The organism is Kushneria phyllosphaerae, assembly GCF_900312995.1.
Lineage (GTDB): Bacteria > Pseudomonadota > Gammaproteobacteria > Pseudomonadales > Halomonadaceae > Kushneria > Kushneria phyllosphaerae.
In genome coordinates this window covers 642,799-668,804 of the sequence record NZ_ONZI01000001.1, presented here as the reverse complement: position 1 = coordinate 668,804, position 26,006 = coordinate 642,799, and the positions used below count along the sequence as shown (strand labels likewise).

Annotated in this window: 24 protein-coding genes; 12 read left to right on the top strand and 12 right to left on the bottom strand. The window is 58.6% G+C overall.

What is annotated here, in order from left to right:
- The first annotated feature begins 41 nt into the window (after positions 1-41).
- Both ddlA and KSP9073_RS02925 read left to right on the top strand, forming a co-directional pair.
- Positions 42-1,145, top strand: a complete 1,104-nt coding sequence (gene ddlA / locus KSP9073_RS02930) for a D-alanine--D-alanine ligase (protein ID WP_108841444.1) — start codon at positions 42-44, stop codon at positions 1,143-1,145.
- Between the two features lie 49 nt (positions 1,146-1,194).
- On the top strand, positions 1,195-1,824 hold the full coding sequence (locus tag KSP9073_RS02925) for a LysE family translocator (protein ID WP_108841443.1): 630 nt from the start codon (positions 1,195-1,197) through the stop codon (positions 1,822-1,824).
- Between the two features lie 12 nt (positions 1,825-1,836).
- Here the strand turns inward: KSP9073_RS02925 and waaF are convergent, their stop codons facing one another.
- Together waaF and rfaD are read right to left on the bottom strand one after the other, a co-directional pair.
- Positions 1,837-2,856: a lipopolysaccharide heptosyltransferase II gene (gene waaF, locus KSP9073_RS02920; RefSeq protein ID WP_108841442.1), complete on the bottom strand. Its 1,020-nt coding sequence runs from the start codon at positions 2,854-2,856 to the stop codon at positions 1,837-1,839.
- Positions 2,853-3,812: an ADP-glyceromanno-heptose 6-epimerase gene (gene rfaD / locus KSP9073_RS02915; protein WP_108841441.1), complete on the bottom strand. Its 960-nt coding sequence runs from the start codon at positions 3,810-3,812 to the stop codon at positions 2,853-2,855. Before rfaD ends, waaF begins: the two co-directional genes overlap by 4 nt.
- Before the next feature lie 204 nt (positions 3,813-4,016).
- Here rfaD and glyQ point away from each other — a divergent pair, with 204 nt between their 5' ends.
- From glyQ to KSP9073_RS02900, 3 genes are read left to right on the top strand one after another with little or no spacing between them, the layout of a single operon-like run.
- Positions 4,017-4,979 carry a glycine--tRNA ligase subunit alpha gene (gene glyQ, locus KSP9073_RS02910; protein WP_108841440.1) on the top strand — a complete coding sequence of 321 codons (963 nt, stop codon included), beginning with the start codon at positions 4,017-4,019 and terminating at the stop codon, positions 4,977-4,979.
- Complete coding sequence (gene glyS / locus KSP9073_RS02905; RefSeq protein WP_243409090.1) at positions 4,979-7,093, top strand: glycine--tRNA ligase subunit beta; 2,115 nt, start codon at positions 4,979-4,981, stop codon at positions 7,091-7,093. Before glyQ ends, glyS begins: the two co-directional genes overlap by 1 nt.
- Positions 7,090-7,632 carry a GNAT family N-acetyltransferase gene (locus KSP9073_RS02900; protein ID WP_108841439.1) on the top strand — a complete coding sequence of 181 codons (543 nt, stop codon included), beginning with the start codon at positions 7,090-7,092 and terminating at the stop codon, positions 7,630-7,632. Before glyS ends, KSP9073_RS02900 begins: the two co-directional genes overlap by 4 nt.
- Positions 7,633-7,728: 96 nt before the next feature.
- Here the strand turns inward: KSP9073_RS02900 and KSP9073_RS02895 are convergent, their stop codons facing one another.
- The 3 genes from KSP9073_RS02895 to KSP9073_RS02885 all read right to left on the bottom strand — a co-directional run bounded on the left by KSP9073_RS02895 (position 7,729) and on the right by KSP9073_RS02885 (position 10,639).
- Complete coding sequence (locus tag KSP9073_RS02895) at positions 7,729-9,231, bottom strand: sodium:solute symporter family protein (protein WP_108841438.1); 1,503 nt, start codon at positions 9,229-9,231, stop codon at positions 7,729-7,731.
- A 92-nt stretch (positions 9,232-9,323) separates the two neighbouring features.
- The gene (locus tag KSP9073_RS02890; RefSeq protein ID WP_243409089.1) at positions 9,324-9,560 is read right to left on the bottom strand and encodes a hypothetical protein; all 237 of its coding nucleotides are present in this window, start codon (positions 9,558-9,560) and stop codon (positions 9,324-9,326) included.
- Positions 9,561-9,712: 152 nt separating this feature from the next.
- Positions 9,713-10,639, bottom strand: a complete 927-nt coding sequence (locus tag KSP9073_RS02885; RefSeq protein ID WP_108841436.1) for a LysR family transcriptional regulator — start codon at positions 10,637-10,639, stop codon at positions 9,713-9,715.
- Positions 10,640-10,797: 158 nt separating this feature from the next.
- Here KSP9073_RS02885 and KSP9073_RS02880 point away from each other — a divergent pair, with 158 nt between their 5' ends.
- From KSP9073_RS02880 to KSP9073_RS02870, 3 genes are all read left to right on the top strand, one after another.
- Positions 10,798-12,060, top strand: a complete 1,263-nt coding sequence (locus KSP9073_RS02880; RefSeq protein WP_108841435.1) for a CaiB/BaiF CoA transferase family protein — start codon at positions 10,798-10,800, stop codon at positions 12,058-12,060.
- 1 nt (position 12,061) lies between these two features.
- Positions 12,062-12,991, top strand: a complete 930-nt coding sequence (locus KSP9073_RS02875; RefSeq protein WP_108841434.1) for a hydroxymethylglutaryl-CoA lyase — start codon at positions 12,062-12,064, stop codon at positions 12,989-12,991.
- Positions 12,992-13,084: 93 nt separating this feature from the next.
- Positions 13,085-14,281 carry an MFS transporter gene (locus tag KSP9073_RS02870; protein ID WP_243409088.1) on the top strand — a complete coding sequence of 399 codons (1,197 nt, stop codon included), beginning with the start codon at positions 13,085-13,087 and terminating at the stop codon, positions 14,279-14,281.
- A 132-nt stretch (positions 14,282-14,413) separates the two neighbouring features.
- On the opposite strand, the gene KSP9073_RS02865 is transcribed toward KSP9073_RS02870, so the two are convergent.
- The gene (locus tag KSP9073_RS02865; protein WP_165814131.1) at positions 14,414-14,881 is read right to left on the bottom strand and encodes a DUF4168 domain-containing protein; all 468 of its coding nucleotides are present in this window, start codon (positions 14,879-14,881) and stop codon (positions 14,414-14,416) included.
- Between the two features lie 142 nt (positions 14,882-15,023).
- Here KSP9073_RS02865 and gmhB point away from each other — a divergent pair, with 142 nt between their 5' ends.
- The 3 genes from gmhB to KSP9073_RS02850 all read left to right on the top strand — a co-directional run bounded on the left by gmhB (position 15,024) and on the right by KSP9073_RS02850 (position 17,492).
- On the top strand, positions 15,024-15,605 hold the full coding sequence (gene gmhB / locus KSP9073_RS02860; RefSeq protein ID WP_108841431.1) for a D-glycero-beta-D-manno-heptose 1,7-bisphosphate 7-phosphatase: 582 nt from the start codon (positions 15,024-15,026) through the stop codon (positions 15,603-15,605).
- 128 nt (positions 15,606-15,733) lie between these two features.
- The gene (locus tag KSP9073_RS02855; RefSeq protein WP_108841430.1) at positions 15,734-16,957 is read left to right on the top strand and encodes an FAD-dependent monooxygenase; all 1,224 of its coding nucleotides are present in this window, start codon (positions 15,734-15,736) and stop codon (positions 16,955-16,957) included.
- Entirely contained in the window at positions 16,941-17,492 is a 552-nt protein-coding gene (locus KSP9073_RS02850) for a DUF924 family protein (RefSeq protein WP_108841429.1), read from the top strand. Before KSP9073_RS02855 ends, KSP9073_RS02850 begins: the two co-directional genes overlap by 17 nt.
- 50 nt (positions 17,493-17,542) lie before the next feature.
- On the opposite strand, the gene KSP9073_RS02845 is transcribed toward KSP9073_RS02850, so the two are convergent.
- On the bottom strand, positions 17,543-18,271 hold the full coding sequence (locus KSP9073_RS02845) for a purine nucleoside phosphorylase YfiH/LACC1 family protein (protein WP_165814130.1): 729 nt from the start codon (positions 18,269-18,271) through the stop codon (positions 17,543-17,545).
- A gap of 384 nt (positions 18,272-18,655) precedes the next feature.
- Here KSP9073_RS02845 and KSP9073_RS02840 point away from each other — a divergent pair, with 384 nt between their 5' ends.
- Positions 18,656-19,762, top strand: a complete 1,107-nt coding sequence (locus tag KSP9073_RS02840; RefSeq protein WP_108841427.1) for an NADH:flavin oxidoreductase/NADH oxidase — start codon at positions 18,656-18,658, stop codon at positions 19,760-19,762.
- Between the two features lie 36 nt (positions 19,763-19,798).
- On the opposite strand, the gene KSP9073_RS02835 is transcribed toward KSP9073_RS02840, so the two are convergent.
- The 5 genes from KSP9073_RS02835 to dksA all read right to left on the bottom strand — a co-directional run bounded on the left by KSP9073_RS02835 (position 19,799) and on the right by dksA (position 25,947).
- Positions 19,799-20,542, bottom strand: a complete 744-nt coding sequence (locus KSP9073_RS02835) for a PEP-CTERM/exosortase system-associated acyltransferase (protein WP_108841426.1) — start codon at positions 20,540-20,542, stop codon at positions 19,799-19,801.
- The gene (locus tag KSP9073_RS02830) at positions 20,539-23,340 is read right to left on the bottom strand and encodes a bifunctional diguanylate cyclase/phosphodiesterase (RefSeq protein ID WP_108841425.1); all 2,802 of its coding nucleotides are present in this window, start codon (positions 23,338-23,340) and stop codon (positions 20,539-20,541) included. The genes KSP9073_RS02835 and KSP9073_RS02830 overlap by 4 nt, the downstream gene beginning before the upstream one ends.
- Positions 23,341-23,395: 55 nt before the next feature.
- Entirely contained in the window at positions 23,396-24,595 is a 1,200-nt protein-coding gene (locus tag KSP9073_RS02825; protein ID WP_243409087.1) for a putative porin, read from the bottom strand.
- Positions 24,564-24,998 (bottom strand): type 2 periplasmic-binding domain-containing protein, encoded by a 435-nt coding sequence (locus KSP9073_RS02820; protein ID WP_243409086.1) that lies wholly within the window; start codon positions 24,996-24,998, stop codon positions 24,564-24,566. The genes KSP9073_RS02825 and KSP9073_RS02820 overlap by 32 nt, the downstream gene beginning before the upstream one ends.
- 523 nt (positions 24,999-25,521) lie before the next feature.
- The gene (dksA, locus tag KSP9073_RS02815) at positions 25,522-25,947 is read right to left on the bottom strand and encodes an RNA polymerase-binding protein DksA (protein WP_108841424.1); all 426 of its coding nucleotides are present in this window, start codon (positions 25,945-25,947) and stop codon (positions 25,522-25,524) included.
- Positions 25,948-26,006: the final 59 nt, after the last annotated feature.

The window sequence follows — 26,006 nt, the reverse complement described above, 5'->3', positions numbered from 1 at the left end:
ATCATGCGCGCACTAAAGACGAAGGCTTATCGGGAGGGGTCATGGAAAACATCAGGGTTGGGGTCATCTTTGGCGGCAAATCGGCCGAGCATGAAGTGTCGCTGCAGTCTGCCCGCAATATCGTCGACGCCCTGGATCGCAAGTGCTTTGACGTCACGCTGATTGGCATCGACAAGCAGGGGCAGTGGCACGTCAACGACGCCGACCGCTACCTGGACCATGCCGATGACCCGGCCAGCATCGCGCTGCATCACTCGCAGCGTGATCTGGCCGTCATGCCCGGTCGCGATCGTGATCAGCTGATCGAGCCCGACCGTCAGGCGGCATTGGAACAGCTCGACGTCATCTTCCCGATTGTCCACGGTACGCTCGGTGAAGATGGCTCGCTACAGGGTCTTTTGCGCATGGCCAATCTGCCCTTTGTCGGCAGCGGCGTGCTGGGCTCGGCGGTGAGCATGGACAAGGACGTCACCAAGCGATTGCTGCGTGACGCCGGCCTTGCCGTAGCCCCCTTTGTTACCCTCACCCGCAAAAGTGCCGCCAGCGCCGATTTTAACGCCCTGTGCGAGCAGCTGGGGACGCCGCTGTTCGTCAAGCCGGCCAATCAGGGCTCCTCGGTCGGGGTCAGCCGCGTGGACAGCGCCGAGTCGCTGCAAAAGGCACTGGCACTGGCGCTCTCCTTTGACCACAAGGTGCTGGTAGAGTCAGCCATCCAGGGCCGCGAGATCGAGTGCGCCATTCTCGGCAACGACACGCCCGAGGCCAGCGTGTGCGGTGAGATCGTGCTCAACGATGACGGCTTCTACTCCTACGACACCAAATACATCAGCGAGTCCGGGGCGGCCGTTGCCGTACCGGCCGATATTGACGCTACCGCCAGCGACGAGATTCGCCGCATCGCGCTGGAGGCCTTCAAAACGCTGGAGTGTCAGGGTCTGGCCCGCGTGGATGTGTTTTTGACCCCGGACAACCGCGTGATCATCAACGAGGTCAATACGCTCCCCGGGTTTACCCGCATCAGCATGTACCCCAAGCTCTGGCAGGCCAGCGGCATGGCCTATCCGGAGCTGGTCACGCGTCTGATCGAACTGGCCCTGGAGCGTCACGCCCGCGATCAGGCGCTGGACAGCAACCGCCACGACTGAGACACGAACAGGCAATGGCCTGCTTGAGGGGCCATCACCGGGGACGGCCATGGACATGACCTACTGGGGGCTTTTTCTGGGTGCGGCGCTGATGATCAATCTGACGCCGGGACCGGACATGCTCTATCTCATGGCGCGAAGTGCCAGCGGCGGCCGACGCGAGGGACTGGCCGCCGGCGCGGGTCTCTGGTGCGGGGCGATGGTGCATGTGCTGGCCGCCGCCCTGGGGCTTTCCGCCATTGTCATGGCCTCCGCCACGGCGTTTACCGCCGTCAAGCTGGCAGGCGCACTGTATCTGTTCTATCTCGGTGTCCAGGCAATCCGCAGCGCCGGCAGCCAGTTTCAGGCGCCCGCCACGAACGGACGAATCAACGGGGCATGGGGCGCCTTTCGCCAGGGTGTGCTGGTAGACCTGTTCAACCCCAAAACGGCACTTTTTTTCATGGCCTTTCTGCCCCAGTTCGTGCGCCCTGATGGCGGCCCGGTGGCAGCACAGCTGCTGGCACTGGGCACATTGACGGTGGCCGTGGCGATTCCGATCGAGCTTGGCATCATCCTGGGCGCGGCGCGGCTGTCCGACTGGCTGCGCCGGCGACAGCGCCTCACAAAATGGATGGATCATCTGCTGGGCACGGTCTTTATTGGCCTGGGCCTGCGCCTGTTGACCGTAACCCGCTGACGCCTGACCTGATCAGTCGACGGCCAGCGTCTCAATGACCCGTGCCGGTTCGAGATCATTGAGACAGCGCGTATGCCCCAGCGGGCAGGTGCGTTCAAAGCACGGTGAACAGGACAGGTTGAGCCAGTGGATATCCCGGGCCTGCGTCAACGGTGGCGTGTAGTTGGGCGTGGAGGAGCCGTAGATGGCCTGGATATGGGTGCCCACGGCCGCCGCCACGTGCATCAGTCCGGAGTCATTGCTCACCGCCTGTTCACAGGCGCCCAGCAGGTCGACGGCATCTGTCAGCGTGGTCTGACCACACAGATTGAAAACGCCCTCGAGCCCCTGACTGATCTCCTCTCCGGCCTCCGTATCCTTTGGCCCACCCAGCACGATGACCTGATAGCCGTGGCGGGTTACCGCCTCGGCCACCTGACGAAAATACGCCAGCGGCCACTGCTTGGCCGGACCGTATTCGGCGCCGGGCATCATCGCAATCAGTGTCTGATGGAGGCCATGTGCCTCCCGAAGCGTCTGCTGCCGCGCAGCGTCTACTTGCAGGTGCGGCGCAGGGATCGCATCAGAAGTCCCCTCCACCGGCAGCCCCAGCGCCACGAAACGCTTGACGGTCTGGTCCAGCACGGCCTTGTCGAGCCGGCGCCGCTCGGTCAATACCACATAGCGCTGCTCGCCGGTAAAACCGACCCGCCGGGGGATACCGGCAAAAAACGGCACCAGCGCTGATTTGAGCGAACGTGGCAGCACGATTGCCCGGTCATATTCACCTTTCAGTGAACGCCCCAGCCGCCAGCGCGTGCGCAGGCCGGTCTGGCCATGGCCGGTTTCCAGCACGATGGCCCGGCGCACCTGCGGCATGCGCTCAAGCATTGGCGCTGACCACTTTGGCCCCATGACATCAATCACACAGTCAGGATCATGCGCTTTCAGCGTGATAAAAAGACTCTGCGCCATGACCATATCGCCGACCCACGAGGGGCCGACGACCAGAATGCGCTCACCGCGAGGACTGTGTTGCAACGAATCACTCACGAATCGCGGTTCCCCGTCACACCAAGCGCGTGCATGTAGTCCTGAACGCCCTGGGCCAGGCCGCGGAACTCACGGTCATAGCCGGCCTTGCGCAGACGCGAAATGTCGGCGCAGGTGTAGCTCTGATAGCGCCCCTTGAGGTGCTCGGGAAAGTCGATGAATTCGATCTCGCCGCGTCCGGTCATCTCGATCACCGTCTCGGCAATCGTCTTGAAGGACTCGGCGCGCCCGGTGCCCAGGTTGAAGATGCCGGATTGATCCGGGTGGTCGAGAAACCACAGGTTCACATCCACCACGTCATCGACATGAATGAAATCCCGGCTCTGCATGCCGGCCTCATAGCCGTCATACGCCCCGAAAAGCTTCGGGTTTTCGCCGTTCATGACCTGGATGTAGTGATGCCAGGCAACGCTTGCCATCGACCCCTTGTGCTGCTCGCGCGGCCCGTAGACGTTGAAGTAGCGAAAGCCCACCACCTGAGTGGTCAGCTGGTCCCAGCGGGCGCGCACGTACTGATCAAAGAGCAGCTTGGAATAGCCGTACACGTTGAGCGGCTTTTCGTGCTCGCGGGCCTCGACAAAGACCTCGCTGCCGCCGTAGGTCGCGGCAGAAGAGGCATAGAGGAAGGGAATCTGATGCGTCTGACAGTAATCGAGCAGCACCTTCGAGTACTCGAAGTTGTTCTCCAGCATGTATTTGCCGTTCCACTCGGTGGTGGCCGAACAGGCCCCTTCGTGGAAGATCGCGTCGATGCGCGGCAGTCGGGCGTCGCGTCGGACCCGCTCAAGGAAGTCATCCTTGTCGAGATAGTCCTGAATCTGGCAGTCGGCCAGATTGCGAAATTTTGTGCCCTCGGTCATGTCGTCAACGACAACAATATCCTCGCGACCGCGTGCATTGAGTGCCTTGACCAGATTGGCGCCAATAAAGCCGGCACCGCCGGTAACGACGATCATGAAACGTACTCCTGCATTGAATTCAAAAGGCAGCGACGCCGAAGGCGCCTGTCGACTCGTGACAAGCGTAGCCCTCCAGAGACAGGATATCCGGCGCATCTGCCATGGCATGGACACCGTCGAATCGACGCAGCCCTATAACCCGCATGGCGCTGATTGTATACTTGTGGGCTATTGAATTCATGGGCCAACGGTGGTTCCCCGATGACGGTTTCATCCACGAATGCGTCGACGCCAGACGTAAAAACCTTTCAGGGCCTGATTCTGGCCCTGCAACAGTACTGGGCGCAGCAGGGTTGCGTCATCATGCAGCCGCTGGATATGGAGGTCGGCGCGGGTACCTTTCACCCGGCGACCTTCCTGCGCGCCATCGGCCCGGAGTCCTGGAACTCGGCCTATGTGCAGCCTTCGCGCCGTCCGACCGACGGTCGCTACGGGGAAAATCCCAACCGTCTGCAGCATTACTACCAGTTTCAGGTCGTGATGAAGCCGTCGCCGGAGAACTTCCAGGACCTCTATCTGGGCTCACTGGCCCATCTCGGACTCGACCCGCTCATCCACGACATCCGCTTTGTCGAGGACAACTGGGAATCGCCGACGCTGGGCGCCTGGGGACTGGGCTGGGAAATCTGGCTCAACGGCATGGAAGTGACCCAGTTCACCTACTTCCAGCAGGCCGGCGGCATCGAGTGTTACCCGGTCATGGGCGAGCTGACCTACGGGCTCGAGCGCATTGCCATGTACCTGCAGGACGTCGACAGCGTCTACGACCTGATCTGGACCCGCGCCCCCGACGGCTCGACGATCACCTATGGCGACGTCTATCTGCAAAACGAGCGCGAGCAGTCGATCTTCAACTTCGAGCACGCTGACGTGCCGACGCTGTTTGCCGACTTCGACCATTTTGAACGCGACTGCAAGGCGCTGCTGGAGGCCAACCTGCCGCTGCCGGCATATGAAAAGACGCTCAAGGCCTCGCACACCTTCAACCTGCTCGATGCCCGTCACGCCATCTCGGTGACCGAGCGTCAGCGCTATATCCTGCGCGTGCGCACTCTGGCCCGCGACGTGGCCCATGCCTATTACGCCTCACGCGAGGCGGCCGGCTTCCCGCTGGCCTCACCTGACGTGCGCGCTGAAATTCTCGGTCAGAAGGAAGTGATCTGATGGCTTTTGACAACACGATGGCCTCCAACAACGCTGCGGCACCCACGCGCACGCTTCTGATCGAACTGGGCTGCGAAGAGCTGCCGCCAGGCGCACTGGCCGAGCTGGTCGACGCGCTGGCCCTCGGCGTCAAAAACGCCCTGTCTGATGCCGGCGTCCAGTACGGCGAAGTGCTGCCGCTGGCCACCCCGCGCCGTCTGGCCGTCAGCATCACCCGCCTGGCCGAATATCAGCCCGACCAGCAGATCGAGCGTCTCGGTCCGGCCGTGGCGGCGGCGTTTGACAAGGAAGGCAACCCGACGAAGGCCGCCCAGGGGTTTGCAGGCTCGCTGGGTCTCGACGTCAGCCAGCTTTCGCGACTTGATACCGACAAGGGCGAGCGCCTTGGCCATCGCTATACCCAGCCGGGCGAGGCTACCACGGCGCTGCTGCCCGAGATCGTGCGTCGTGCCGTGGATGCCCTGCCGGTGCCCAAGCGCATGCGCTGGGGTGCTTCGCGAGTGGAATTCTCGCGCCCGGTCCACTGGCTGGTCATGCTCTATGGTGATGAGGTCGTTCCCTGTGAACTGCTGGGGCTCAAGTCGGGTCGCACGACCCGCGGCCACCGCTTTCATTACAACCAGCCCATCGAGCTTTCCCATGCCGACGAGTATGTCGAAAAGCTTGAAACGCCCGGGTACGTCATCGTCGACATGGTCAGGCGTCGCAGCCTGATCGTCGAACAGGTGCGCGAACAGGCGCGAACGCTTGGCGCGACCGCCGTGATCGAGGGCACCCTGCTTGATGAGGTGACCGGGCTTGTTGAGTGGCCGGTGGCACTGACCGGACGCTTTGACGAGCGCTTTCTCGAAGTGCCGGCCGAATGTCTGATCTCGTCGATGAAGGCCAACCAGAAGTACTTCCACCTGCTCGATGAGCAGGACAACCTGATCCCGGCATTTATCACCGTCAGCAACATCGAAAGCCGCGACCCGCGTCAGGTGATTGAGGGTAACGAGCGCGTCATTCGCCCGCGCCTGGCCGATGCCGCGTTTTTCTTCGAAACCGATCGCAAAAGCCCGCTGGCCGCGCGCATCAAATCGCTTGAAAGCGTGGTCTTTCAGCAAAAGCTGGGAACGCTGGCCGACAAGAGTGCGCGCGTGGAAGTACTGTCACGCACCATCGCCGACAGCCTGGGCGGCAGCGGCGATCAGGCCGCCCGGGCGGCCCGGCTTGCCAAGTGCGATCTGGTCACCGAGATGGTCCTCGAGTTCCCGGAGCTTCAGGGCATCATGGGCGCCTACTACGCGCGCTTTGATGGCGAAAACGAGGCCGTCGCCAGCGCCATCTATCAGCAGTACCTTCCCCGCTTTGCCGGTGACGAGATTCCTTCGGCACCGACCGGGCAGGCACTGGCTATTGCCGACCGTCTGGATACCCTGACCGGGATCTTCGCCATCGGTCAGCGCCCGACCGGTACGCGCGACCCCTTTGCCCTGCGTCGCGCCGCCATCGGCGTGCTCAGCATCATGGTGGGGGCCGAGCTGGATCTCGACCTGCGCGAGCTTCTCACCGTGGCCGCCGGCCAGCACGACAGCATCACTGACGTGACGGCACTGGTCGATGAGGTGCAGGACTACATGCTCGACCGCTTCCGTGCCTGGGCGCTGGAAGCCGGCATGAGCGCCGAAACCTATCTGGCGGTGCGTGCCCGCCCCGTCACCCATCCGTTCGATTTCGAGCGTCGTCTGCGCGCGGTACACGCCTTCACCCATCGTGAGGAGGCTCAGGCGCTGGCCGCGGCCAACAAGCGTGTCGCCAATATCCTGGCCAAGCAGTCAGGCGATGTGCCGGCCGAAGCCGATGCAGCGCATCTTGCCGAACCGGCCGAGAAGGCACTGTTTGAAGCCATATCGAGAAAGCGTGAGGAGACCGCACCGCTGATCGCCCAGCGCGACTATGCCAGTGCGCTGGATGCACTGGCCGAGCTCAAGGCGCCGGTGGATGCGTTTTTTGATCAGGTCATGGTGATGAGTGATGACGAGGCGCTCAGGCGCAATCGTCTGGCCCTGCTGGCCGGTCTTCAGGGACTTTTCCTGGCGGTTGCCGATATTGCCCTGCTGGGCCAGTCATGAGCAGCACCATCCGGTTTCGCCGGGCCACCTCTGACGATGTGGCGGCGCTGACAAGTCTTGTGACGTCAGCCTATCGGGGCGAGTCCAGCCGCAGCGGCTGGACCACCGAAGCCGACCTGCTCGATGGCGAACGGATCGCACCGGCAGTGCTGCGCGCCGACATCGAGCGTCCTGACAGCCATGTCATCATCGCCGAGCGCCCGGGGGACAGTACCCACGAAATGGTCGCCTGTGCTCACGTGGCGCGCGATGGCAATGCCGGCTATTTCGGCATGTTTGCCGTACGTCCCTGGCTGCAGGGCCATGGCATCGGTCAGGCCATGCTGGCTGAGGCCGAACGAATGACCCATGAAGAACTGGGCCTTGAACGACTGCGCATGACGGTGATCGATGTGCGTCTGGAATTGATCGCCTGGTATGAGCGCCGCGGCTATCACCGCACCGGCGAGTATCAGCCCTTCCCCTACGGTGACGCGCGCTTTGGCACGCCAAAGCGTGATGATCTGCGCTTTGCGGTACTGGAAAAAACGCTGAACTGAGCCTGAGTCATCAGGCAGGGATGTTTCACATGAAACATCAAACGGGCAGACCGGTGATTACCGGCCTGCCCGTTTTTTTAATGCCGTCGGTCTCTTTTAACCGTATCGAAAGCCGATCACCTCGCGAGCATGCTCGCGCTCTGCTGTGCCGGCACCCGCTAAAAGCGTGCCGACCACACAGATACCGGTATTGAGCACAAGGCCCCAGAGCCCGCTGTAGATGCCCAGCGGTCGATAGCCCATGAAAGTGAACACACCGGCCATGACGGCACCGGCCAGCATGCCGATAAACACGGCGCGGGCGTTCAGGCGGGTCCAGTAAAGGCCCAGAATCAGCGCCGGTGCGACCTGGATGAGCACCTCGAACTTGAGCACGAAAATCTGGTAGAGCGTGGCCGGCGGATACCAGGCAATCACGATCAGAATGGCCACCGCCGCCAGCCCCACCAGCTTGCCGGCCAGCACCTTTTGATACTCACTGGCATCGGGCTTGATATAGCGCCCGTACAGATCGTTGGAAATGATCGAGGAAAACGTCAAAAGCACCGAGTCGGCCGTCGACACGATGGCAGCGATCACGCCGCCAAACAGCAGCACCATCGCCCAGTAAAAGAACGTGTTCTGGTTAGCCAGCGCATTGGCCATGATGCCGACCAGCTGCTCGGAGTTCGCCGTGGAGAGCCCCGGGAAGGCCGCGATGCCAATGATGCCGACCATGAATACCACGCCTGCCGTCAGAAACGGCATGTAGGCCATGCGAATAAACGAGCGCTTGAGCGTGGCCTCGCTTTTGGCCGAGAAGATGCGCTGCACGGCGTGTGGATAGATCGCGGCACCGATGCCCACCAGCACCAGCAGGCTGAACCAGCGGGTCAGGCCTGCCGCGTCAGGCGGGTTGAGCTTCTCGGGTGCATTGGCCTGCATGTACGCCGCCGCCGACGGCAGACCGCCAAAGTAGTACAGCGAGCCGATCAGCAGCGTGAACACCCCAAACAGCAGCGCGATGCCCTGAATGGTGTCGGTATAGGCCACCGAGCGCATGCCGCCCAGCCAGCTGTAGGCCACCATGATGACAATGAAAAAGATCACGCCGACCTGATAGGGAATGGTGCCGCCGGTCAGGCCCGACACGCCCTGCCCGATCGCCACGAACTGCTCGAGCAGATAGTTGGCCAAGCCATAGAGCATCAAAATGGCCGCCAGAATCGAGACACTTTTGGAGCGAAAGCGCAGCTCGATCCAGTCCACCGGCGTGAGCAGTGAAAAGCGCCGTCCCAGCGCATAAAGGCGTGGCGCGAAGAAGAGATACACCATGATGATCATGATGAAAAACGGCACCGAGACCAGATACTGATAGCCCATGCGATACGCCGTCGGCGGATAACCGATGACGGTATTGCCGCTGTACTGGGTAGCAAAGAAGGTGAAAAAGAGCACCATCACCCCAAGGCCGCGCCCGCCCAGGTAATACTCATCCAGGCTTTCACGCATGCCCCGATTGCGCAGATAGGCAAACACGCCCACCCCCAGCATCAGGGCGCCGTAAAGGGCGAGCACGAAGATACCCGACCAGCCGCTGAACGCCAGTTCAACTTCCATGATTACGCCTCCTCGTCACGGCGGGCGCCGCTGCTGTGTTGATTGCCGCTCTCTTTTCCCTTGCCGCCCTCTGTTCCACAGCCGCCTTCCTTTCAACCGCCGTAGAGCTCGTCACTGTCGGTCTGCCACTGGGTTTTGATCGTCCAGGTGATGAAGATTGACAGCAGAAGTGATGCCCCCAGAACGGTCAGCGCCCACACCGGAATGCCCAGCACCAGCGTCGAGCCGGCGTCACTGGCAAAGTACCAGGGGTTGATGAGCACAAAGAGCACGACAAAGCCGATCCAGACACGGCGCTTTCGAACGGGCTCGGACATTCTGGGTTTCATGAAACGATCTCCCGGGCAGTAATACCGTCGCGAGCGCGACGGACAGGGTCCAGGAGGGACTCTATCGAGCGCTCACCAGGGCTGAATATTGATCATTGAACAAGCGCGGCTTCGCCAGTGACGAAGCACCAGGACGTTGGTCGCAGGCTCGGCTACGCCTGAGCCGATAACTCGGCATGGCGGTCACGCTCGCCACAGCGCAGCAGATGATCCACCAGCTGGCGGGCAGGCACCGCCAGGCCGTGGTAGTCGCGCATGACCAGGTGCAGCTCGCGCAGGGCCCAGCCATCGATCAAGGGCACCGTGGCCAGACGAAGCCCGAGGCGCTCGGCCTCGACCGCCCGACAGGGCAATACGCCGATGCCCATGCCACGATCGATCATGCGACAGATGCCTTCAAAGCTTCGTACCTGAATGCGCATGCGCAACGGTCGATCAAAGCGGCGTGCCCCGTCCTGCAACAGCGCCTGCAACGAAGCGTCCTGCTCAAGGCCGATAAAGTCGTTATCGAGCGCCTGTTCAAGCGCCACTGCCGGCATTTCCGCCAGCGGATGCTGCTGCGGCACGACCAGCACCAGCCGGTCGCAGCGCCAAAGCCGGGCATCCAGTCCCTCGGCCGGCACGTGACCGGCATAGAGGCCGATGTCGGCCAGACCGTCACGCACGGCAGTCACGATTTCATGGCTCAGCCGTTCCTTCATGTCGATGCGGATCTGCGGGAAGCGGTTCATGAAATCGCCCAGATCATCCGGCAGGAACTCGATCACCGACGAGGTGTTGGCATGCAGGCGGATATGGCCCTTGATGCCGACGCTGTATTCGCTCATGTCGGCGTCAAGACGCGCAAGCCCTTCAAGCATCAGGCGGGCGTGATGCAAAAAGGCATGACCTGCCGGCGTCAGCTCGATCCCTCGCGGACGGCGATAGAGCAGCGAAATGCCGATCTGGTTTTCCAGATCACTGATGCGTTTGCTGACCGCGGCCAGTGCCAGATGCTCGCGGCGCGCCGCACGGGTCAGACTGCGCTCGTCGGCAATCGCCACGAAAAGGCGCAGGGTGACAAAATCAAGACGCTTCATGGGGGCTCCGCTCGGTCGGCCTGACAGTCTGACCATATTTACCAGACTAACATTGTCTTCGTCGGTTGCGAACGCTGCCTTGGTCAAACCCCAATTGTGACGCCGAGGGCCGCTCGGCCATCCTCACGGTCATCACCATGCCCGGGAGCGGACACCCCATGACAGCCCATGATGCCACCTCTACTACCGAACAGCCCCAGGCCCTGACTGGTCTGAAGGTACTGGAGCTGGGCCAGCTGATTGCCGGCCCGTTTGCCACCAAGCTGCTCGGCGAATTCGGCGCCGATGTGATCAAGGTTGAGCCACCCGGCACCGGTGACCCGCTGCGGCGCTGGCGTATTGTCGAGGAAGGCACCTCGCTGTGGTGGCACATTCAGACCCGCAACAAGCGCTCGCTCTCTCTTGATCTGAGAAGCGAGGAGGGCCAGGAAATTGTGCGCCGGCTGGCGCTTGAAGCCGATATCGTGGTGGAAAACTTCCGCCCCGGCACGCTCGAGAAGTGGGGACTGGGCTGGGAGGCACTGAGTGCTGCCAATCCGGGCCTGATCATGGTGCGCATCTCCGGCTACGGCCAGACGGGGCCCTACCGCGACCGCCCCGGTTTTGGCGTGATCGGGGAAGCCATGGGCGGCCTGCGCTATCTCTCCGGGCATCCCGGTGAGCGCTCGGTGCGTGTGGGGGTGAGCCTCGGCGATTCGCTGTCGGCACTCTACGGCGTGATCGGAGCGCTTTTGGCCCTGCAGGAGCGCCACAAAAGCGGCCAGGGACAGTACATTGATGTTGCGCTGTATGAATCGGTATTTGCCATGATGGAAAGCCTGATTCCCGAATACGATAGCGCCGATGTGATCCGTGAACCCAGCGGCAGCGCCTTGCCCGGCATCACGCCATCCAATGCCTACCCGTGCCTGGGGGGCGAGCATGTCCTGATTGCCGGTAACGGTGACAGCATCTATCGACGGCTGATGCAGGCCATTGAGCGTTTTGATCTGGCTGACGACCCCGAGCTTGCGCATAACGATGGTCGCTCGCGCCACGCCGAGCGCATTGATGGCGCCATTGCCGACTGGACATCACGCCATGATCGCGAGCACGTGCTGAGCACGCTGGACGCTGTCGGCGTGCCGGTGGGCTTTCCCTATACCGCACGCGATATCGTCAATGACCCGCACTATCAGGCCCGTGAGATGATCCAGACCATCATTACCGCCGAAGGTCGTCAGCTGAAGGTGCCGGGCGTGATGCCCAAACTCAGCCGCACGCCGGGGCGCATCGAGGGCGGCGGCCCGCGGCTGGGCCAGCATACGCGTGATGTGCTAAACGAGCTGGGCATCGATGCCGACACCCAGCAGGCGCTGTTCGAGCGTGGCGTGCTGTATGACACCGAGCAGTCAGTGCCACAGCACAAGCAAGGAGAGTGACATGAGTCAGCGCGTTTATATTCAGGAAGTCGCCCCGCGAGATGGCCTGCAGATCGAGGCACGCTTCGTGCCCACGCTTGAAAAAATTGCGCTGATCGATGCCCTCTCCCACACGGGTGTGACGAAAATCGAGGCCACCTCGTTTACCTCGCCCAGGGCGATTCCCAGTCTGGCCGATGCCGGTGAGGTGATGGCCGGGATTACCCGCCACGAAGACGTGGATTACGTCGCGCTGGTGCCCAACGAGCGCGGCGCCGAGCGGGCCCTGGCGGCCGGTGCCGATGAACTCAATCTGGTCATGTCGGCCAGTGACGGGCATGGTCTGGCGAATCTGCGCATGACGCCCTGGCAGTCGCTTGAGCGCTTTCCCGCCATCATCGAGCAGGCGCGTGGCCATGAGGTGTTCATCAATGCCTCGATCTCGACCGCCTTTGGCTGTCCGTTTGACGGCGAGGTGCCCGCCTCACGGGTGATCGACATTGTAGAGCGGCTGACGGCACTGGGCATTGGCGGCGTGTCTCTTTGCGATACCACTGGCATGGCCAACCCGATGCAGGTCAGGGCACTGTGTGAGCAGGTCCTTACCCGCTGGCCCGAGCTGGCGCTGACCCTGCATGTCCACAACACTCGCGGCATGGGCCTTGCCAATGCCCTCTCGGCCTGGCAGGCCGGGGTCATCCGCTTTGACGCGGCACTGGGCGGACTGGGCGGCTGCCCGTTCGCGCCCGGGGCCAGCGGCAACGTCTGCACCGAGGACCTGGTTCACATGTTCGAGGAGATGGGCGTCGATACCGGAGTGGATCTTGATGCCCTGTTGGACGTATCGGCAACCCTGTCTGGTCTGGTGGGCCATGAGGTGCCGGGCCAGGTGGTGAAGGCCGGCCGCTCAAGCCGGCGCTATTCGCTGCCCGAGCATGCCCGGCCGTCATAGCCCCACGGCCGCCTATTGTTCTTTTGCGCCCGGCTTCAAACCGGCTCACACTGCGCCACTCCTGTTCAGCCTTGACCCAGAGAGGCGCTTGCCGTGACATCCCGGGATAACACCGCAAAGGGTTTGCCCACCCCCTTGCTGCTCTTGATGGCAGTGGCCACCGGCATCTCGGTGGCCAGCAACTACTATGCCCAACCCCTTTTGCACACCATTGCCCGACAGCTCGATCTGAGCTGGTCGGGGGCCGGCATTATTGTGACCACCGCGCAGCTGGGCTACGCCGCCGGTCTTTTACTGTTGGTACCGCTGGGCGACATGATCGAACGGCGCCGGCTGGTGGTCACCATGATGCTGCTGGCCACTGCGGGTCTGATGGTCAGCGCACTGTCCACCAATCTCGCCGTACTGCTGCTGGGCACAGCCATTACCGGCGTTTTTTCGGTGGTCGCTCAGGTGCTGGTGCCCTTTGCGGCAACGCTTGCCGCTCCAGAGCAGCGCGGTCGCGCCGTGGGCACCGTCATGAGTGGTCTTCTGATCGGCATCCTGCTGGCGCGCACCTTCGCAGGAGCGCTTTCGACACTGGGCAACTGGCGGCTGGTCTACATGGTGGCCGCCGTTCTGATGCTGGTGACCACCCTGCTGCTCTGGCGTGCCCTGCCCCGGCTCAGCACCCATGCAGGGCTTGGCTATACGGCATTGATTCGCTCGGTGGGCACACTTCTGGCCACGCATCCGGCACTGCGCCTGCGCGCCGCGCTGGGCGCGTTGACCTTTATGCTGTTTGCCGCCTTCTGGACACCGGTCGCCTTTCTGCTGTCAAACCCACCCTGGCAGTTCAGTGATGCCACCATCGGCCTTCTGGGGCTTCTGGGCGCGGCCGGTGCCCTGGTCGCCCCCTGGGCCGGGCGCCAGGTCGATCGAGGCCGGGCACGACTGACCACTACCGCAGGGCTTGTCCTGCTGCTGCTGGGCTGGCTGCCGCTGTTTCGGGCCGAGCACTCCCTGGCGGCCATCATCATTGGCGTGCTGGTGCTGGATATCGCCGTGCAGCTGGTGCACATCACCAATCTCAACATGGTCTATCGCATCGACCCGGACGCCCGTAACCGCCTCAATGCCGCCTACATGGTGAGCTACTTTCTGGGCGGGGCCACCGGCTCGCTGGTGTCGGCCTGGCTTTACGGCCATACCGGCTGGACCGGGGTCACAGCCTTCGGAGTGCTCACAAGTCTGGTAGGGCTTGCGATCTGGTGGCGCGGCCATCGACATGAGACCAGCACGGCGGTGTGATCTCGTCATGATCTGATTCAGGCTTGAAAAAAGCCGGGGCCAGGCTCAAAAAAAGCCGGCCCGCCAAATGGCGGGCCGGCTTTTTATTTTCCAATGCAACCAAGGCGGTATTGGCCGCCTCGGCGCCCGGCATTACTTTGCCGGCTGCTGCTGTGCCTGCGACTGCATGGACTGAAGCTGCTTGTAGAGCTCGGGGTCCATATTGATCAGACGCTTTTCCAGCGCTTTATCGCGTGAGGCGTCGGTGCCGATCTGCTGATACTGCTGAACGGACAGGTCATGCTGCTTGAGGGAGTCTTCCGTCTTGCTCTGGAACTCCTGCATCATCGACTGCGCCTGCTGCTGGTCTTTCACGTCCTTGCTGGAAAGGCCCTTGATGACCGGAATCATGTCGCGATTGACGTCCAGAAACGAGCGCAGCTCGTCATCCTTGTACTGCTTGGAAAGGGTACCAGGCTCAACAGGCTGGGGCTGTTGCATCTGCGCCGGTGCCTGCTGCTGGCCCTGCGAGGCGCTCTGGCTTCCTGCCATGGCCATCGGTGCAGCCACCAGGCTCGCCGTAATGAGCGCCGCGCCGAGCATTGATACAGGCTTTTTCATGGTGAACTCCGAAAAAAGAATTTGATTCAATGTAATGTAGTCATGGCAGGGCGTCCAGAAACCGACTGTGAACGCAGCATCGGGACCTGGCGTCATTTCACCTCAAAACCCGATTTCGGGGACCACTGCAGAGAGCGCCGACATGAGTGCAGGACTGATTATTCTCGACCGGGATGGCGTGATTAACGAGGATTCCATCGAGTTCATCAAAAGCCCCGAGCAATGGCTGTCCTTCCCCCAGGCACTGGAAGCCATTGCCCGCCTGCATCAGGCGGGCTGGACGCTGGCGGTGGCCACCAATCAGTCCGGCATCGCCCGGGGCTACTTCACGGAAGACACGCTTAAGGCCATGCATGACAAGATGCATGATGAAGTCGAGGCCGCCGGCGGGCACATTACGCATGTGGTGCACTCCCCTCACGGCCCGGACGATGACAGCGATACCCGCAAGCCCAAACCCGGGCTCTTGTACCAGATTCGTGACCTGTGCCGGCTTGAGTGTCTTGATGACGCCTGGATGGTGGGTGACAGCCTGCGCGATTTGCAGGCCGGCCAGGCCGCGGGGTGCAAAACGGCGCTGGTGCTGACCGGCAAGGGAGAAATCACCCGGGGGGATCTGGATCAGCTCGACCGCCCCGACGATGTCGTGATTACCGAGTCACTGCTCGACTTTGCCAACCGTCTGCTCTCCGATGACCTGACCCTGACCGCGCCTCGTCGGTAATGGCCGTCAATAATGGCCATCGGTAACGGCCTGCGGCACCGACGCGCACGGTCCACGCGAGGTCGGCAGGCGTCGTTTATACTGATCTCTTCCTTTTACACGGCATTGTTCACACGGGTGGCGTAACCATGACAGACACCAGCACGATCACATCCGACATCGTCATTGTCGGCGGCGGCATTGCAGGACTGGCCATGGCCGCCCGACTGGCGAAGCGCACCGCCTTTACCATCACGGTACTCGACGGTGACCGCACCCCCGAAATGCCTGATGAGACGTTGCAGCTTCGTACCACCTCGCTCAACAGTGCCGCATTGACCCTGCTGGAAGATGCCGGCGTCATGGCGCATCTGCCGGCGCGCTTTCTGACCGATTTCAATCGGCTGGAAGCCGGCAGCCGCAACGCGCCGGATGCGTTGAGTTTCAGCGCCGAGGACATCGATCTGGCACGCTTTGGGGTCTTTGTCGAAAACGATCGCCTGCGTGCAGCGCTGTGGCAGACCCTGGCTTCGCTGACGCAGGTCACCCTGATCAGTGACGCGCGCCTGTCGTCATTTCATCATAATGACGACCATGTGGATGGCCTGCTCGATGACGGGCGGGCGCTTCACACCCATCTGATCATCGGCGCCGACGGCGCACGCTCTCAGGTCCGCCATCTGGCCGGCATCAGTAGCCAGCAGCGCGATTACGCCCAGGAGGCCATGATCATCAATGTGCGTTTGACCGGCTCACCCGGTCATACCACCTGGCAGATCTTTACGCCCAGCGGCCCGGTCGCCCTGCTGCCCTTGCATGACCGACAGGCGTCGCTCATCTGGTATGACCGCCCGGGACAGATTCACAAGCGCATGAGCATGAGTGATGACACGCTGCGCGCGGCCATCATCGAGGCGTTCCCGACGCGTCTTGGGCAGATCGACACCATCATCGAGCGCGGGCGTTTCCCGATCCGCCGGCTGCATGCTCAGAGATACGCGGGCAAACGCGTTGTGCTGATTGGCGATGCAGCACATGTGATCCATCCGATGGCCGGTCAGGGCATCAATCTGGGACTGGCCGATGTGGTCTCGCTGGCCGAAGCCCTTGAGCATGAAAGTGATCCGGGCAACGACCAGGCGCTGAGCCGCTACCAGCGTCGCCAATGGCCGCGTAATGCTGCCATGCTGACCGGCGTCGAGCAGCTGCATCACCTTTTCACCCTGCCGTTTGCCCCCTTGCGCACGCTGGCAGAAAGAGGGCTAAGAGGGGCCGACCGCATGGGGCCGGTCAAGCGCTTCATGATGTCACTGGCCACGGGTCAGCCACTGACCACCGGCAGGGGGCATTCGGACCATGACACATCGTCATGACAGCGATGAGGTTCTCGCATTCTGGTTTGAGGAACTGACGCCCGGGCAATGGTTTCGACGCGATGAGGCTCTGGACAGCACCATTGCCACACGCTTTGGTGCGCTGCTGGCGGCAGCGCGTCAGGGCGAACTGTCTCACTGGCGTCACAGCGATCGCGGTCGCCTGGCCGAGATCATCGTGATCGACCAGTTTTCTCGCAATGTCTATCGCCATGACCCGCGCGCCTTCTCCCATGATTCGCAGGCGCTGGTGCTGGCCCAGGGAGCGGTTCGCAAGGGCTGCGACCAGCGCCTGTCCCTGACACAACGTCCCTTCCTCTACATGCCCTGGATGCACAGTGAATCCCTGCACATCCACCGGGAGGCCGCGCAACTTTTCGGCCAGCCCGGACTTGAACGCCACCTCGAAGTAGAACACCGCCATCTGATGATTCTTGAGCGCTTTGGCCGCTACCCGCATCGCAACGATATTCTCGGCCGGACCAGTACCCCCGAAGAAATTGCCTTTCTGACCACACCCGGTTCATCGTTTTAAGCGCGCCTTCATGGTTTCACGTGAAACACTGAAACCTGATGCAACGTGTCTCAGGGCAAAATGATGAGCCCGGAATGCTGATTGGGCAGCCTGGGGCGCTGCTCAGGGTCAGGATGGGTCAGCGTATGGCGTCGATGGCTCTGGAACCGATAGGCGTCCGGATCAGAACCGTCCAGCGGCCCGGTACTGCCGTCGACCAGCGTCGTGATCGTGCACTGATCGATATGCTCGATCTCTCCCACCCCTGCCGCGGCAAGCTTGTGACAGGCGATGGCCCCCAGCGCCAGATGGCGTGGCAGAGGAGACATGATCTCTGCCGGTATCGGTAGAGACGCCCTGAACTGCTCGATCAATGTCTCACTGACTTCGTAGGCATGCGCGCCGGCCGCCGGCCCCACGACGGCCAACCACTCGGACAGGTTGCCTCGGGGCTGCGCCTGAATGCGCGCCAGCATCGCCTCGATAATACCGTCCAGCAAACCGCGCCAGCCGGCATGCAGGGCACCGATACAGGTCCCGCTGCGGTGGGCGAATAAAATCGGCAGGCAGTCTGCCGTCACAATCGAGACGGGAATACCGGGCCGGTCGGTTAAAAACCCGTCAGCATGGCCACACGCCTGCGCCGGCTGATCAACGGTGACAATGCGCGTGCCATGCACCTGCTGCTTTTGCGGCCGCGCCGATTCAAAATCACACAGCACCTCGGGCGTCAGGCTCTGGCGGTGACCGAAGGCGTGCGCAATGGGCGAGATATCGGCCAGCAGCGCGGATTGAATCATGAAGGAAGCTCCCGTAGTACGACGATCACAGAGTACAACGATCACACAGTACGACGATCGGATAGCACGACGATTAGATGGTGCAACGGTCAGGGATTGGACCACAACAGAGTGTACGCCCACGCGCTCATGACAGAGCGGGCTCATGGCACCAGGCAGAAAACAGACAAAAAAAAGCCTGCCAGGGGATGGCAGGCGACAAGAATATTTCTTGCAAGGGATCATTCAAGGGAACACTGACTTTGAGTCACCCCATGCAAAAGAGTTCCTGACAGAGGCAAAAAATTTTCGATGCCCCTTATCTTTTTTGATAGCGTGCTAATAAAATTGGCCTGTGTCAGACTTCCGGCCCTCTGCTGAACCTTTCTCCCAAGGAGTATTTCAATGCCCTCCCCCCGTCTTTTTGAACCCCTGAAGTTCGGCCAGCTTGAGCTTTCCAATCGCATCGTGATTGCACCGATGTGTCAGTACTCGGCGCGCGATGGCAATGCCACGGACTGGCACACCATCCACCTGGGGCATCTGGCGCTGTCTGGAGCCGGCCTTCTGATTCTGGAAGCCACGGCCGTCTCGCCGGAAGGACGCATCACACCGGATGATCTTGGACTCTGGAACGATGACAACGAACAGGCTCTGAAAAAAACGCTCGACGCCGTACGGGCGCATTCAGACATGCCGCTGGGCATCCAGCTTGGCCATGCCGGGCGCAAGGCCTCCACCCATGTTCCTTGGGAAGGCGGTGCGCAACTGGCGCCCGATGCGTCGCAAGGCTGGCAGACCGTTGCCCCTTCACAGATGGCCTACAGCGAAGAGGAGAACGCCCCACACGCACTTTCCATCGAAGAGATTCGTGATCTCCGCGAACAGTTCAAGCGCGCCGCCGAGCGCTCGGCGCGGCTGGGCATTGAAGCCATCGAGATTCACGCCGCTCACGGCTATTTGCTGCATCAGTTTCTGTCACCGCTGTCCAACCAGCGCAGCGATGAATACGGCGGCAGCCTAGAAAATCGCATGCGTCTGACGCTTGAGGTCTTTGATGCCGTTCGCGAGGTCTTCCCGCAGGAACGACCGGTCGGCGTTCGTATATCTGCCACGGACTGGGCAGACGGCGGCTGGAGTGTCGAGGAGAGCCAGGCACTGGCACGCGAGCTTGATGCCAGAGGCTGCAGCTTTATCCATGTATCAAGCGGCGGGCTGACCTCAAAACAGCAGATTCCGGTAGGCCCGAGCTATCAGGTGCCGCTGGCGCGCGCCATCGGTGAAGTCGTGGATATGCCAACGATCGCGGTAGGAATGATTACCGAACCGGAACAGGCAGAAGCCATTGTGGCGACAGGAGATGCCGACGCCATCGCGCTGGCCCGTACCATGCTGTACAACCCGCGCTGGCCGTGGCATGCCGCTGCGGCACTGGGTGCCCAGGTGGCAGCGCCCAATCAGTATCTGCGCTCGCAGCCACATCAGTACAAGGATCTTTTTCTGACGCGCTAGGGTTTCATCGATCGCCGGCTGGCAGGCTCAGGCATTTTACCATTCGGCGATCTCTGCAATATCCCGGGTATGATTGGCAATATTGAGGCTAAAGCACTCAACAATATACTCGTACAATTCATACATTTCAGGATGCAGTTTTCCCACTGCTTCTTGCCAGTCGCTATAATAAATAGCTCTTTTACCGTTAAAGTCCAGATATTGACTGACTCTCGAAAACTTGAAGCCCGAGTATGATAGAAGTCTTGCCAAAGACGGTTCCATCATCGCAAAACCATATCGACGTCGGGATATTTTGCCCAACGCCAGAACAGATAAAAACAGACCTGCTTTTAAAAGCGACGCCGTTTTAATGGCCTCGGCAACATCACTTGCATGGGACCTTGCACTACTGATTCGCCTGATATCACTTAGTATGGCTACTCTGGATATTTCACAAACTTCCTGTCTTTTTAAAAGATTCGGATGTTGTTCGTTATCTTCAAGCAGGGCTGCAAACTTTTTCTCAAGCGGCATTTGATAAAAGACCGAATTTTTATCTCCAGAAGGCAGGACAAGCCTGACACAGCCAACGGCCTGTTGAGTATCCTTTCTTTCGATCAGGCAATGCAGCGATCTTTCGTCGAAGTCGTCCTTTTCAATGCCTTCTCTTATATTGACGGGCTCAAAACCCAGTTCTTCGCAATAAACAGCATGTCTTAACGAATAAACTCTTTTTTTCTCTTCTTCACTTACGGCAAAAATGACATTGTAATCACTCGAAAAACTTTCTCTGTTCATGCGTCTCTCGATTCTTTTAACATACTAAATGCTTCTTCGGGTCTGACAGGTAGTCCAATATAATATCCTTGTGCATAATCAACATTTAGCCCTTTTAATGATTCAAGGATCAAAGGATCACTAACAAACTCGGCAATCACTTTCTTCCCAAATCCTTTTGCCACATCAGCAATGGCCTTCACGACTAACCGATTTTCCTGTGATTCGAGCATGGTGCTGACAAACGAGCCATCTATCTTGATGTAGTCGCTCGGCATTTGCCCAAGATAATGAAAACTGCTGAATCCAACACCAAAATCATCCAGCGCAATTTTACAACCCAGCGCCTGAACCCCTTTCAAAAGATTATTGGCAGTCGAAAAGTCGGTAACAGCAGCAGTTTCAGTTACTTCCAGAATAAGACGAGCCGGATCAAGACTTCTGGAACTCAATGCCTGTTCCACGAAAGCTCTAAAGCTCTCATCCTGAAGCGTTGTTCCGGAGATATTGACAGCAAGATTGACAGACTGATCCTGTAGTTTTTTCAGTAAATCGAGACTTTCATTCAAGACCCATCTATCGATTTCGACAATAAGGCCACTTCTTTCAGCAGCAGGTATAAAAAGGCCGGGCATGGCAAGTTTTCCATGTTCATCTCGCATACGAAGCAATACTTCATAGTGCTGTATGGTGTTCATTTCGACACTTGCGATAGGCTGTACCGCAAGCTCAAATCGCTTTTCGCTCAACGCCCGACGTATTTCGTCCTGCCAATAAACACGCTCCTGTAGTTCACTGGTATCGTATTCATCGGGAATCAGATACCACTTATTGCCGCTCGCCTCCTTGGCCTTGTACATTGCGAAATCAGCATTGGCCATAAGCTTCACATGATCGGTGCCATGCGCCGGATAAAGCGCCACGCCAATGCTTGCCATGGCACGATGGCGACGACCGTTTTCATAAAAAACAATATTTTCGAGCTTGCGGGACACTCGGGAGGCCATATGACATGCGTCATCTACACTGGCGTTTTCAAGCAATATCGAGAACTCGTCCCCCCCCTGACGTGCCACAACATCCTTGTCACCGACTTCTTCAATCAATGCCTGAGCGACAAGCTTTAACAGTTGATCACCGGAATGATGACCTCCCAGTTCGTTAACATCCTTGAACTGGTCAAGATCGAGATAAAGTACGCCCCCTTTATTTTTCTTGTCCTCCATAACGCTTTTTAACTTGTTTTCAAAAAAGCGGCGATTATAGAGCTCTGTAAGAGGATCACGATTGGCAAGCCAGGCCAGTCTCTTTTCGGCCTGCTTGCGAGCCGTAATATCAAGCCCGACCGAAATAAAAGTGGCTTCATTGGCATCGGGCTCCAACGGAGCATGAACCCAAGCAACGCTAATATCTGCACCGCCGTGGGTCCTTATTGTGCTTTCCTGCTGTCGGGTCCCGCCCGATAGCCGTATTGCAGAACGCATTCTCAGATTGAAAATCTGCTCAAAGGATGCCCCTTTTAGCGTACGTTGCTTACCCATTACTTCCTGAGCGTGACGGTTGACCAACGTAATATTTCCATGCCTGTCATGGGTCAGTATCAACACGTGAGCATTATCAAGAAGTCCGCCGATAAAGTCCTTTTCACGGGCAAGTTCTCTTAAGCGTTCCGATAACTCCTGGTCACGTACGGACACCTTGTCTTCGAGATGTTCCAGCTGACCGGCAAGGTCAAAAGCGGCCTTGTCCAAAACATCTATTTCGTCTTTCCATTTTTTATCCTTTACTTTCGTCTTGCGTCTGACGCGATCAAATTCGCCAAGCGCGAGAGAAGGTAAAACACCTGACAAGTGTCTGAGTCTAGCCATGGGTTTCCAGAGGATCATAAAAATAAATATTTCAGCCACCAGCCAGCCCAACACTGCAATAACAAAAGTGTTTCTCGTATTCCTCACAATGCCTTTTACCTGAGGGGTAATGTCGGATATCAACAAAAGATGACTAACATCACCACTGCTCTGAAAACTTTCAAGCGGCATGGCGAATATTTCGTAGTTCCCATGATCGAGATCCAGACGAACAGATCGTGATGTCATTGATTCAAGAGAGTTTGAACGAGCCGCCTTTCTAATAAGCGGCAACTCCTTTTTTTCGTTCGTAAGAGCGATAATAGAGCTTTTCCAGGCAGGCAAATAATGTGAACGACTTCCAGCTTCTCCGCCATTAATTAAAAGAGCGACATCTCCCCCCGAACTCTTGTTGGTATACAAGATGACATCAATCATTGAACTTGTAACCACCACAATACCGACGCTTTCGCCGTCTTCAAGGACCGGCACAGCAATATACTGACGGCAGACATCTGTACAAATCAGGGTTTTGGCAGGCATTTCATCAAGGATGACATTTTGCTCCCACTCCCTCATTGAATCACCTGGGATGCCTTCCTGCGGATTGCCAAAGGTAGAAACGCTTTTGCCTTCCATATTCAGAACGGAAAGGCTTTCAATTCCCACTTCGATTTGAAGCGTTGGCCACTGAGAATGCAGTGTTTGATCAACGAAGGAATAGTTTTTGCTTTTCAGGGCCTGTCCAAGGTTATTGGATGAGGCAACAATGCTGGCAATCTTTTGAAGATCGTTGAAAGAACGATCGAGAGCCATATTGATGTCTTCGATGCGTTTGCTATAGCTGGCTCTTTGTGCAGATGTAAACTGTTCCGAAAGATTTTGGTAGCTAAATAACGTAAAGGTACCTGCCAGGCCGACCATTACCAGGCTGGTCAATATAATGGCGCGCCACTTTAGACTGAAATTCATATGACTCTCTCAGAATGTCCGTGGCAGTTAAATACGCCTTCATGAATAACGACTTTTAAAAGCGCCATGAAGCCTGAAAAAGAAGCATATCCCAATACCTGTCTGATTCGTCCTGATTTCTGGGTAGCCAGCCTGTGCCATCGACATGATGATATTCGGTCGAAAGTAACAAATCGGACGTGGCATTCCATTGCAGCCCCAGAGTCCAGTCCTTGGCAAACTGTGAGTGGTCGACTCCTCTGCCATCAGATTCAAACTTCTTTCCCTTTGGATCGGCTCGATCATTAACGAGGGAGTCATATCTCAATAGCCACTGCCAGTCTTCAAGAAAACGCTGGGAATATTGAAGGTACCAGCTTTCTCCAGTAATACTCTGGTCAGAAGCACCGCCTTCAAAAGACTGACGCCTTAGCGCATATTCACCAGTGATACTCCAATAACCATGGTTGTATTGAAGCGACATGATAATTGGCTGAAAGGAATACCGGTCAGGAGCACCAGGCGGCCCATCAATATCTATATTGGCCTCTGCCACGGTCAGGGCGGCCACGATGCCGCCTGAACCATGCTCATAGGCAACCTGACCAATCGAAGACAAGGCACCATCGATCGAGGCCGGAACTCGCGATCCCCAGATGGTTTCCTTGACGTTACGATCGGTATTGGCCTTGCCGACGCCTGCCTGAAAATGAAGAATGCCGGAATGCAAATGCTCTTCCTCGTAAACGGAAATTCCCTCTGACGACAGGGCCGGCGCGCGGGTACGATCAAAATATATTGATTGAGGTAGAAGTATGCTGGGCCTTGTGAAGGCAACATCGCGCGTCTGGTTGTAAATGCCAAAGGGCTGTTTCAACTTCCCGATCTGCACACCGGCTACACGCTTATTACCCGTAATGAACTGATAATCCAGTAACCCGTAATCCAGTTTGGGCTCATAATGGCTATTATCATCACCTGCTCGCCGACTTAGAACCTGAGCAGACACAAGCAGATTGTTGGTCGGACGCATCGACGCATTCACGCCAACTTCCGTGTATTGAAGGCTGCCGCCATCCTGGCTGCTGGGGCCAAAGAAATCGTTATGCCGGCTGACAATCAGCGCCTGACTCAGAAAGCCGTGCACCTGAACGGTATCAAGAACATCGGCATGCGCCGGTGCCGTTCCAGCGATCAGCGCTCCGATGCCCAGCGCGGCACCATGTACATAGCGGCAGACGTGATTACTCCACCGATAAAACGCTGACGCTATCATCCACGGCTCCTTTATCCAGATAGCCCAGCCCGCCTGGTGTACTGGCCACACGTTGTCTCATCTCTTCAACCGAACCGACTTCATTGGGCGCCTGTCCCGTGCCGGAAAAGACCATTCGGTCCCAGGAAAGGCGTAGTTGATGGGGGTAAACGCCAAGAATTTCCTTGGTAAAGCGCTCGTGCAAGGGATGCTTGTCGGGCAGCACAAAGACATGTGCCGCCTCGCCATTGGGCAGGGTGCGCTGGCGCATGGCAAAAATGGCACGCACGGTTTCCCGGGTCATGCTGCCAGGCGGCGTTGACGGATTGGCGATCAATACCACCGATTCCTGGGCATACGCCGACTGGCCGCTCAGAAGCAGCAACATGGCCAGCGATACTAGTACCATCATGCCTTTCGGCATTTTTCAGGCTCCCTGCCCTTGCCAGAATAAAGGCCACTTCCAGCTACCTCGGGCAGCATGAGTCGGCGCGTCTCGTCAACGGGGGTCCGATATGAGACGGCCATCATGCCTGCACGGCGTCAGCATCAAAGGCTCAAGAAGCAGCGTTTCATCCGTGCATATCGTCATTAACCAGGCTTTTGCAGACCTACCTGCATTAAAAATACAGACTAAAGACTGTCATGATGGCCCTGTACCGATGCCTTTGCATTGTTCTTTTACAGGATGATAACGCTTACATTAGAAATGTATATGTGCAGATCGGGTGATACGACGCGTACTTTTCACTTAATGGCTCAAAACCTCATTATCATTAACTTTCTGGTATTGCTACGCCTCGTTTTTCAGCTTTTAGAATGGTCTGGCCATGTTTTGAGAAGGGGCAGCGCCCAGGGAAAACAGAGAAGGGATATAAAAAAATCGCCCCGGGATGGGGCGATTTTTAAACAGGGTCGGCAGGAACACCCGACATTGAAGACATCTTTCAGCGGCGGCGGGCGTAATGGTTTTCCTGCTGCTCCTGACGCTGCTTGGCCTCGATGGAAAGCGTGGCAGTCGGGCGCAGCAGCAGGCGCTTGAGCCCGATAGGCTCGCCGGTTTCTTCACAGAAGCCGTACTCTCCTTCATCAATGAGATCGAGGGTTGCGTTGATCTTGCGCCACAGACGCGTTTCGCGATCGGCCTGACGCAGGGTATAACGCAGTTCCTCTTCACTGGCGGCGCGGTCGCTGTCATCTCCGCTGCTTTCAGCCATGCCGATACTGCCGCGCATTTCTTCAAGCGTGGTTTCGACTTCCTTGCGTTCGTTGAGCAGCAGCTGGCGAAAATACGCCAGCTGCGCTTCGTTCATATAGTCCTCAGCCGGCATGGCGAGAAGCTCTTGTTCGTTGGCAGGGATATTGACTGTCATGATGCTTCGCCTCACTGAGTCCATTCAAAAAAGCGTTCTAACATAGCAGAAAACCGACG

Excerpts from the sequence above, each read along its gene's own strand:
- ddlA (WP_108841444.1), top strand. The coding sequence starts at position 42 with ATGGAAAACATCAGGGTTGGGGTCATCTTTGGCGGCAAATCGGCCGAG.
- KSP9073_RS02925 (WP_108841443.1), top strand. The coding sequence starts at position 1,195 with ATGGACATGACCTACTGGGGGCTTTTTCTGGGTGCGGCGCTGATGATC.
- rfaD (WP_108841441.1), bottom strand. The coding sequence starts at position 3,812 with ATGATCGTCGTTACCGGCGGTGCCGGCTTTATTGGCGCCAATCTGGTC.
- glyQ (WP_108841440.1), top strand. The coding sequence starts at position 4,017 with ATGACGGTTTCATCCACGAATGCGTCGACGCCAGACGTAAAAACCTTT.
- glyS (WP_243409090.1), top strand. The coding sequence starts at position 4,979 with ATGGCTTTTGACAACACGATGGCCTCCAACAACGCTGCGGCACCCACG.
- KSP9073_RS02900 (WP_108841439.1), top strand. The coding sequence starts at position 7,090 with ATGAGCAGCACCATCCGGTTTCGCCGGGCCACCTCTGACGATGTGGCG.
- KSP9073_RS02895 (WP_108841438.1), bottom strand. The coding sequence starts at position 9,231 with ATGGAAGTTGAACTGGCGTTCAGCGGCTGGTCGGGTATCTTCGTGCTC.
- KSP9073_RS02890 (WP_243409089.1), bottom strand. The coding sequence starts at position 9,560 with ATGAAACCCAGAATGTCCGAGCCCGTTCGAAAGCGCCGTGTCTGGATC.
- KSP9073_RS02885 (WP_108841436.1), bottom strand. The coding sequence starts at position 10,639 with ATGAAGCGTCTTGATTTTGTCACCCTGCGCCTTTTCGTGGCGATTGCC.
- KSP9073_RS02880 (WP_108841435.1), top strand. The coding sequence starts at position 10,798 with ATGACAGCCCATGATGCCACCTCTACTACCGAACAGCCCCAGGCCCTG.
- KSP9073_RS02875 (WP_108841434.1), top strand. The coding sequence starts at position 12,062 with ATGAGTCAGCGCGTTTATATTCAGGAAGTCGCCCCGCGAGATGGCCTG.
- KSP9073_RS02865 (WP_165814131.1), bottom strand. The coding sequence starts at position 14,881 with ATGAAAAAGCCTGTATCAATGCTCGGCGCGGCGCTCATTACGGCGAGC.
- gmhB (WP_108841431.1), top strand. The coding sequence starts at position 15,024 with ATGAGTGCAGGACTGATTATTCTCGACCGGGATGGCGTGATTAACGAG.
- KSP9073_RS02855 (WP_108841430.1), top strand. The coding sequence starts at position 15,734 with ATGACAGACACCAGCACGATCACATCCGACATCGTCATTGTCGGCGGC.
- KSP9073_RS02850 (WP_108841429.1), top strand. The coding sequence starts at position 16,941 with ATGACACATCGTCATGACAGCGATGAGGTTCTCGCATTCTGGTTTGAG.
- KSP9073_RS02845 (WP_165814130.1), bottom strand. The coding sequence starts at position 18,271 with ATGATTCAATCCGCGCTGCTGGCCGATATCTCGCCCATTGCGCACGCC.
- KSP9073_RS02840 (WP_108841427.1), top strand. The coding sequence starts at position 18,656 with ATGCCCTCCCCCCGTCTTTTTGAACCCCTGAAGTTCGGCCAGCTTGAG.
- KSP9073_RS02835 (WP_108841426.1), bottom strand. The coding sequence starts at position 20,542 with ATGAACAGAGAAAGTTTTTCGAGTGATTACAATGTCATTTTTGCCGTA.
- KSP9073_RS02830 (WP_108841425.1), bottom strand. The coding sequence starts at position 23,340 with ATGAATTTCAGTCTAAAGTGGCGCGCCATTATATTGACCAGCCTGGTA.
- KSP9073_RS02825 (WP_243409087.1), bottom strand. The coding sequence starts at position 24,595 with ATGATAGCGTCAGCGTTTTATCGGTGGAGTAATCACGTCTGCCGCTAT.
- KSP9073_RS02820 (WP_243409086.1), bottom strand. The coding sequence starts at position 24,998 with ATGCCGAAAGGCATGATGGTACTAGTATCGCTGGCCATGTTGCTGCTT.
- dksA (WP_108841424.1), bottom strand. The coding sequence starts at position 25,947 with ATGACAGTCAATATCCCTGCCAACGAACAAGAGCTTCTCGCCATGCCG.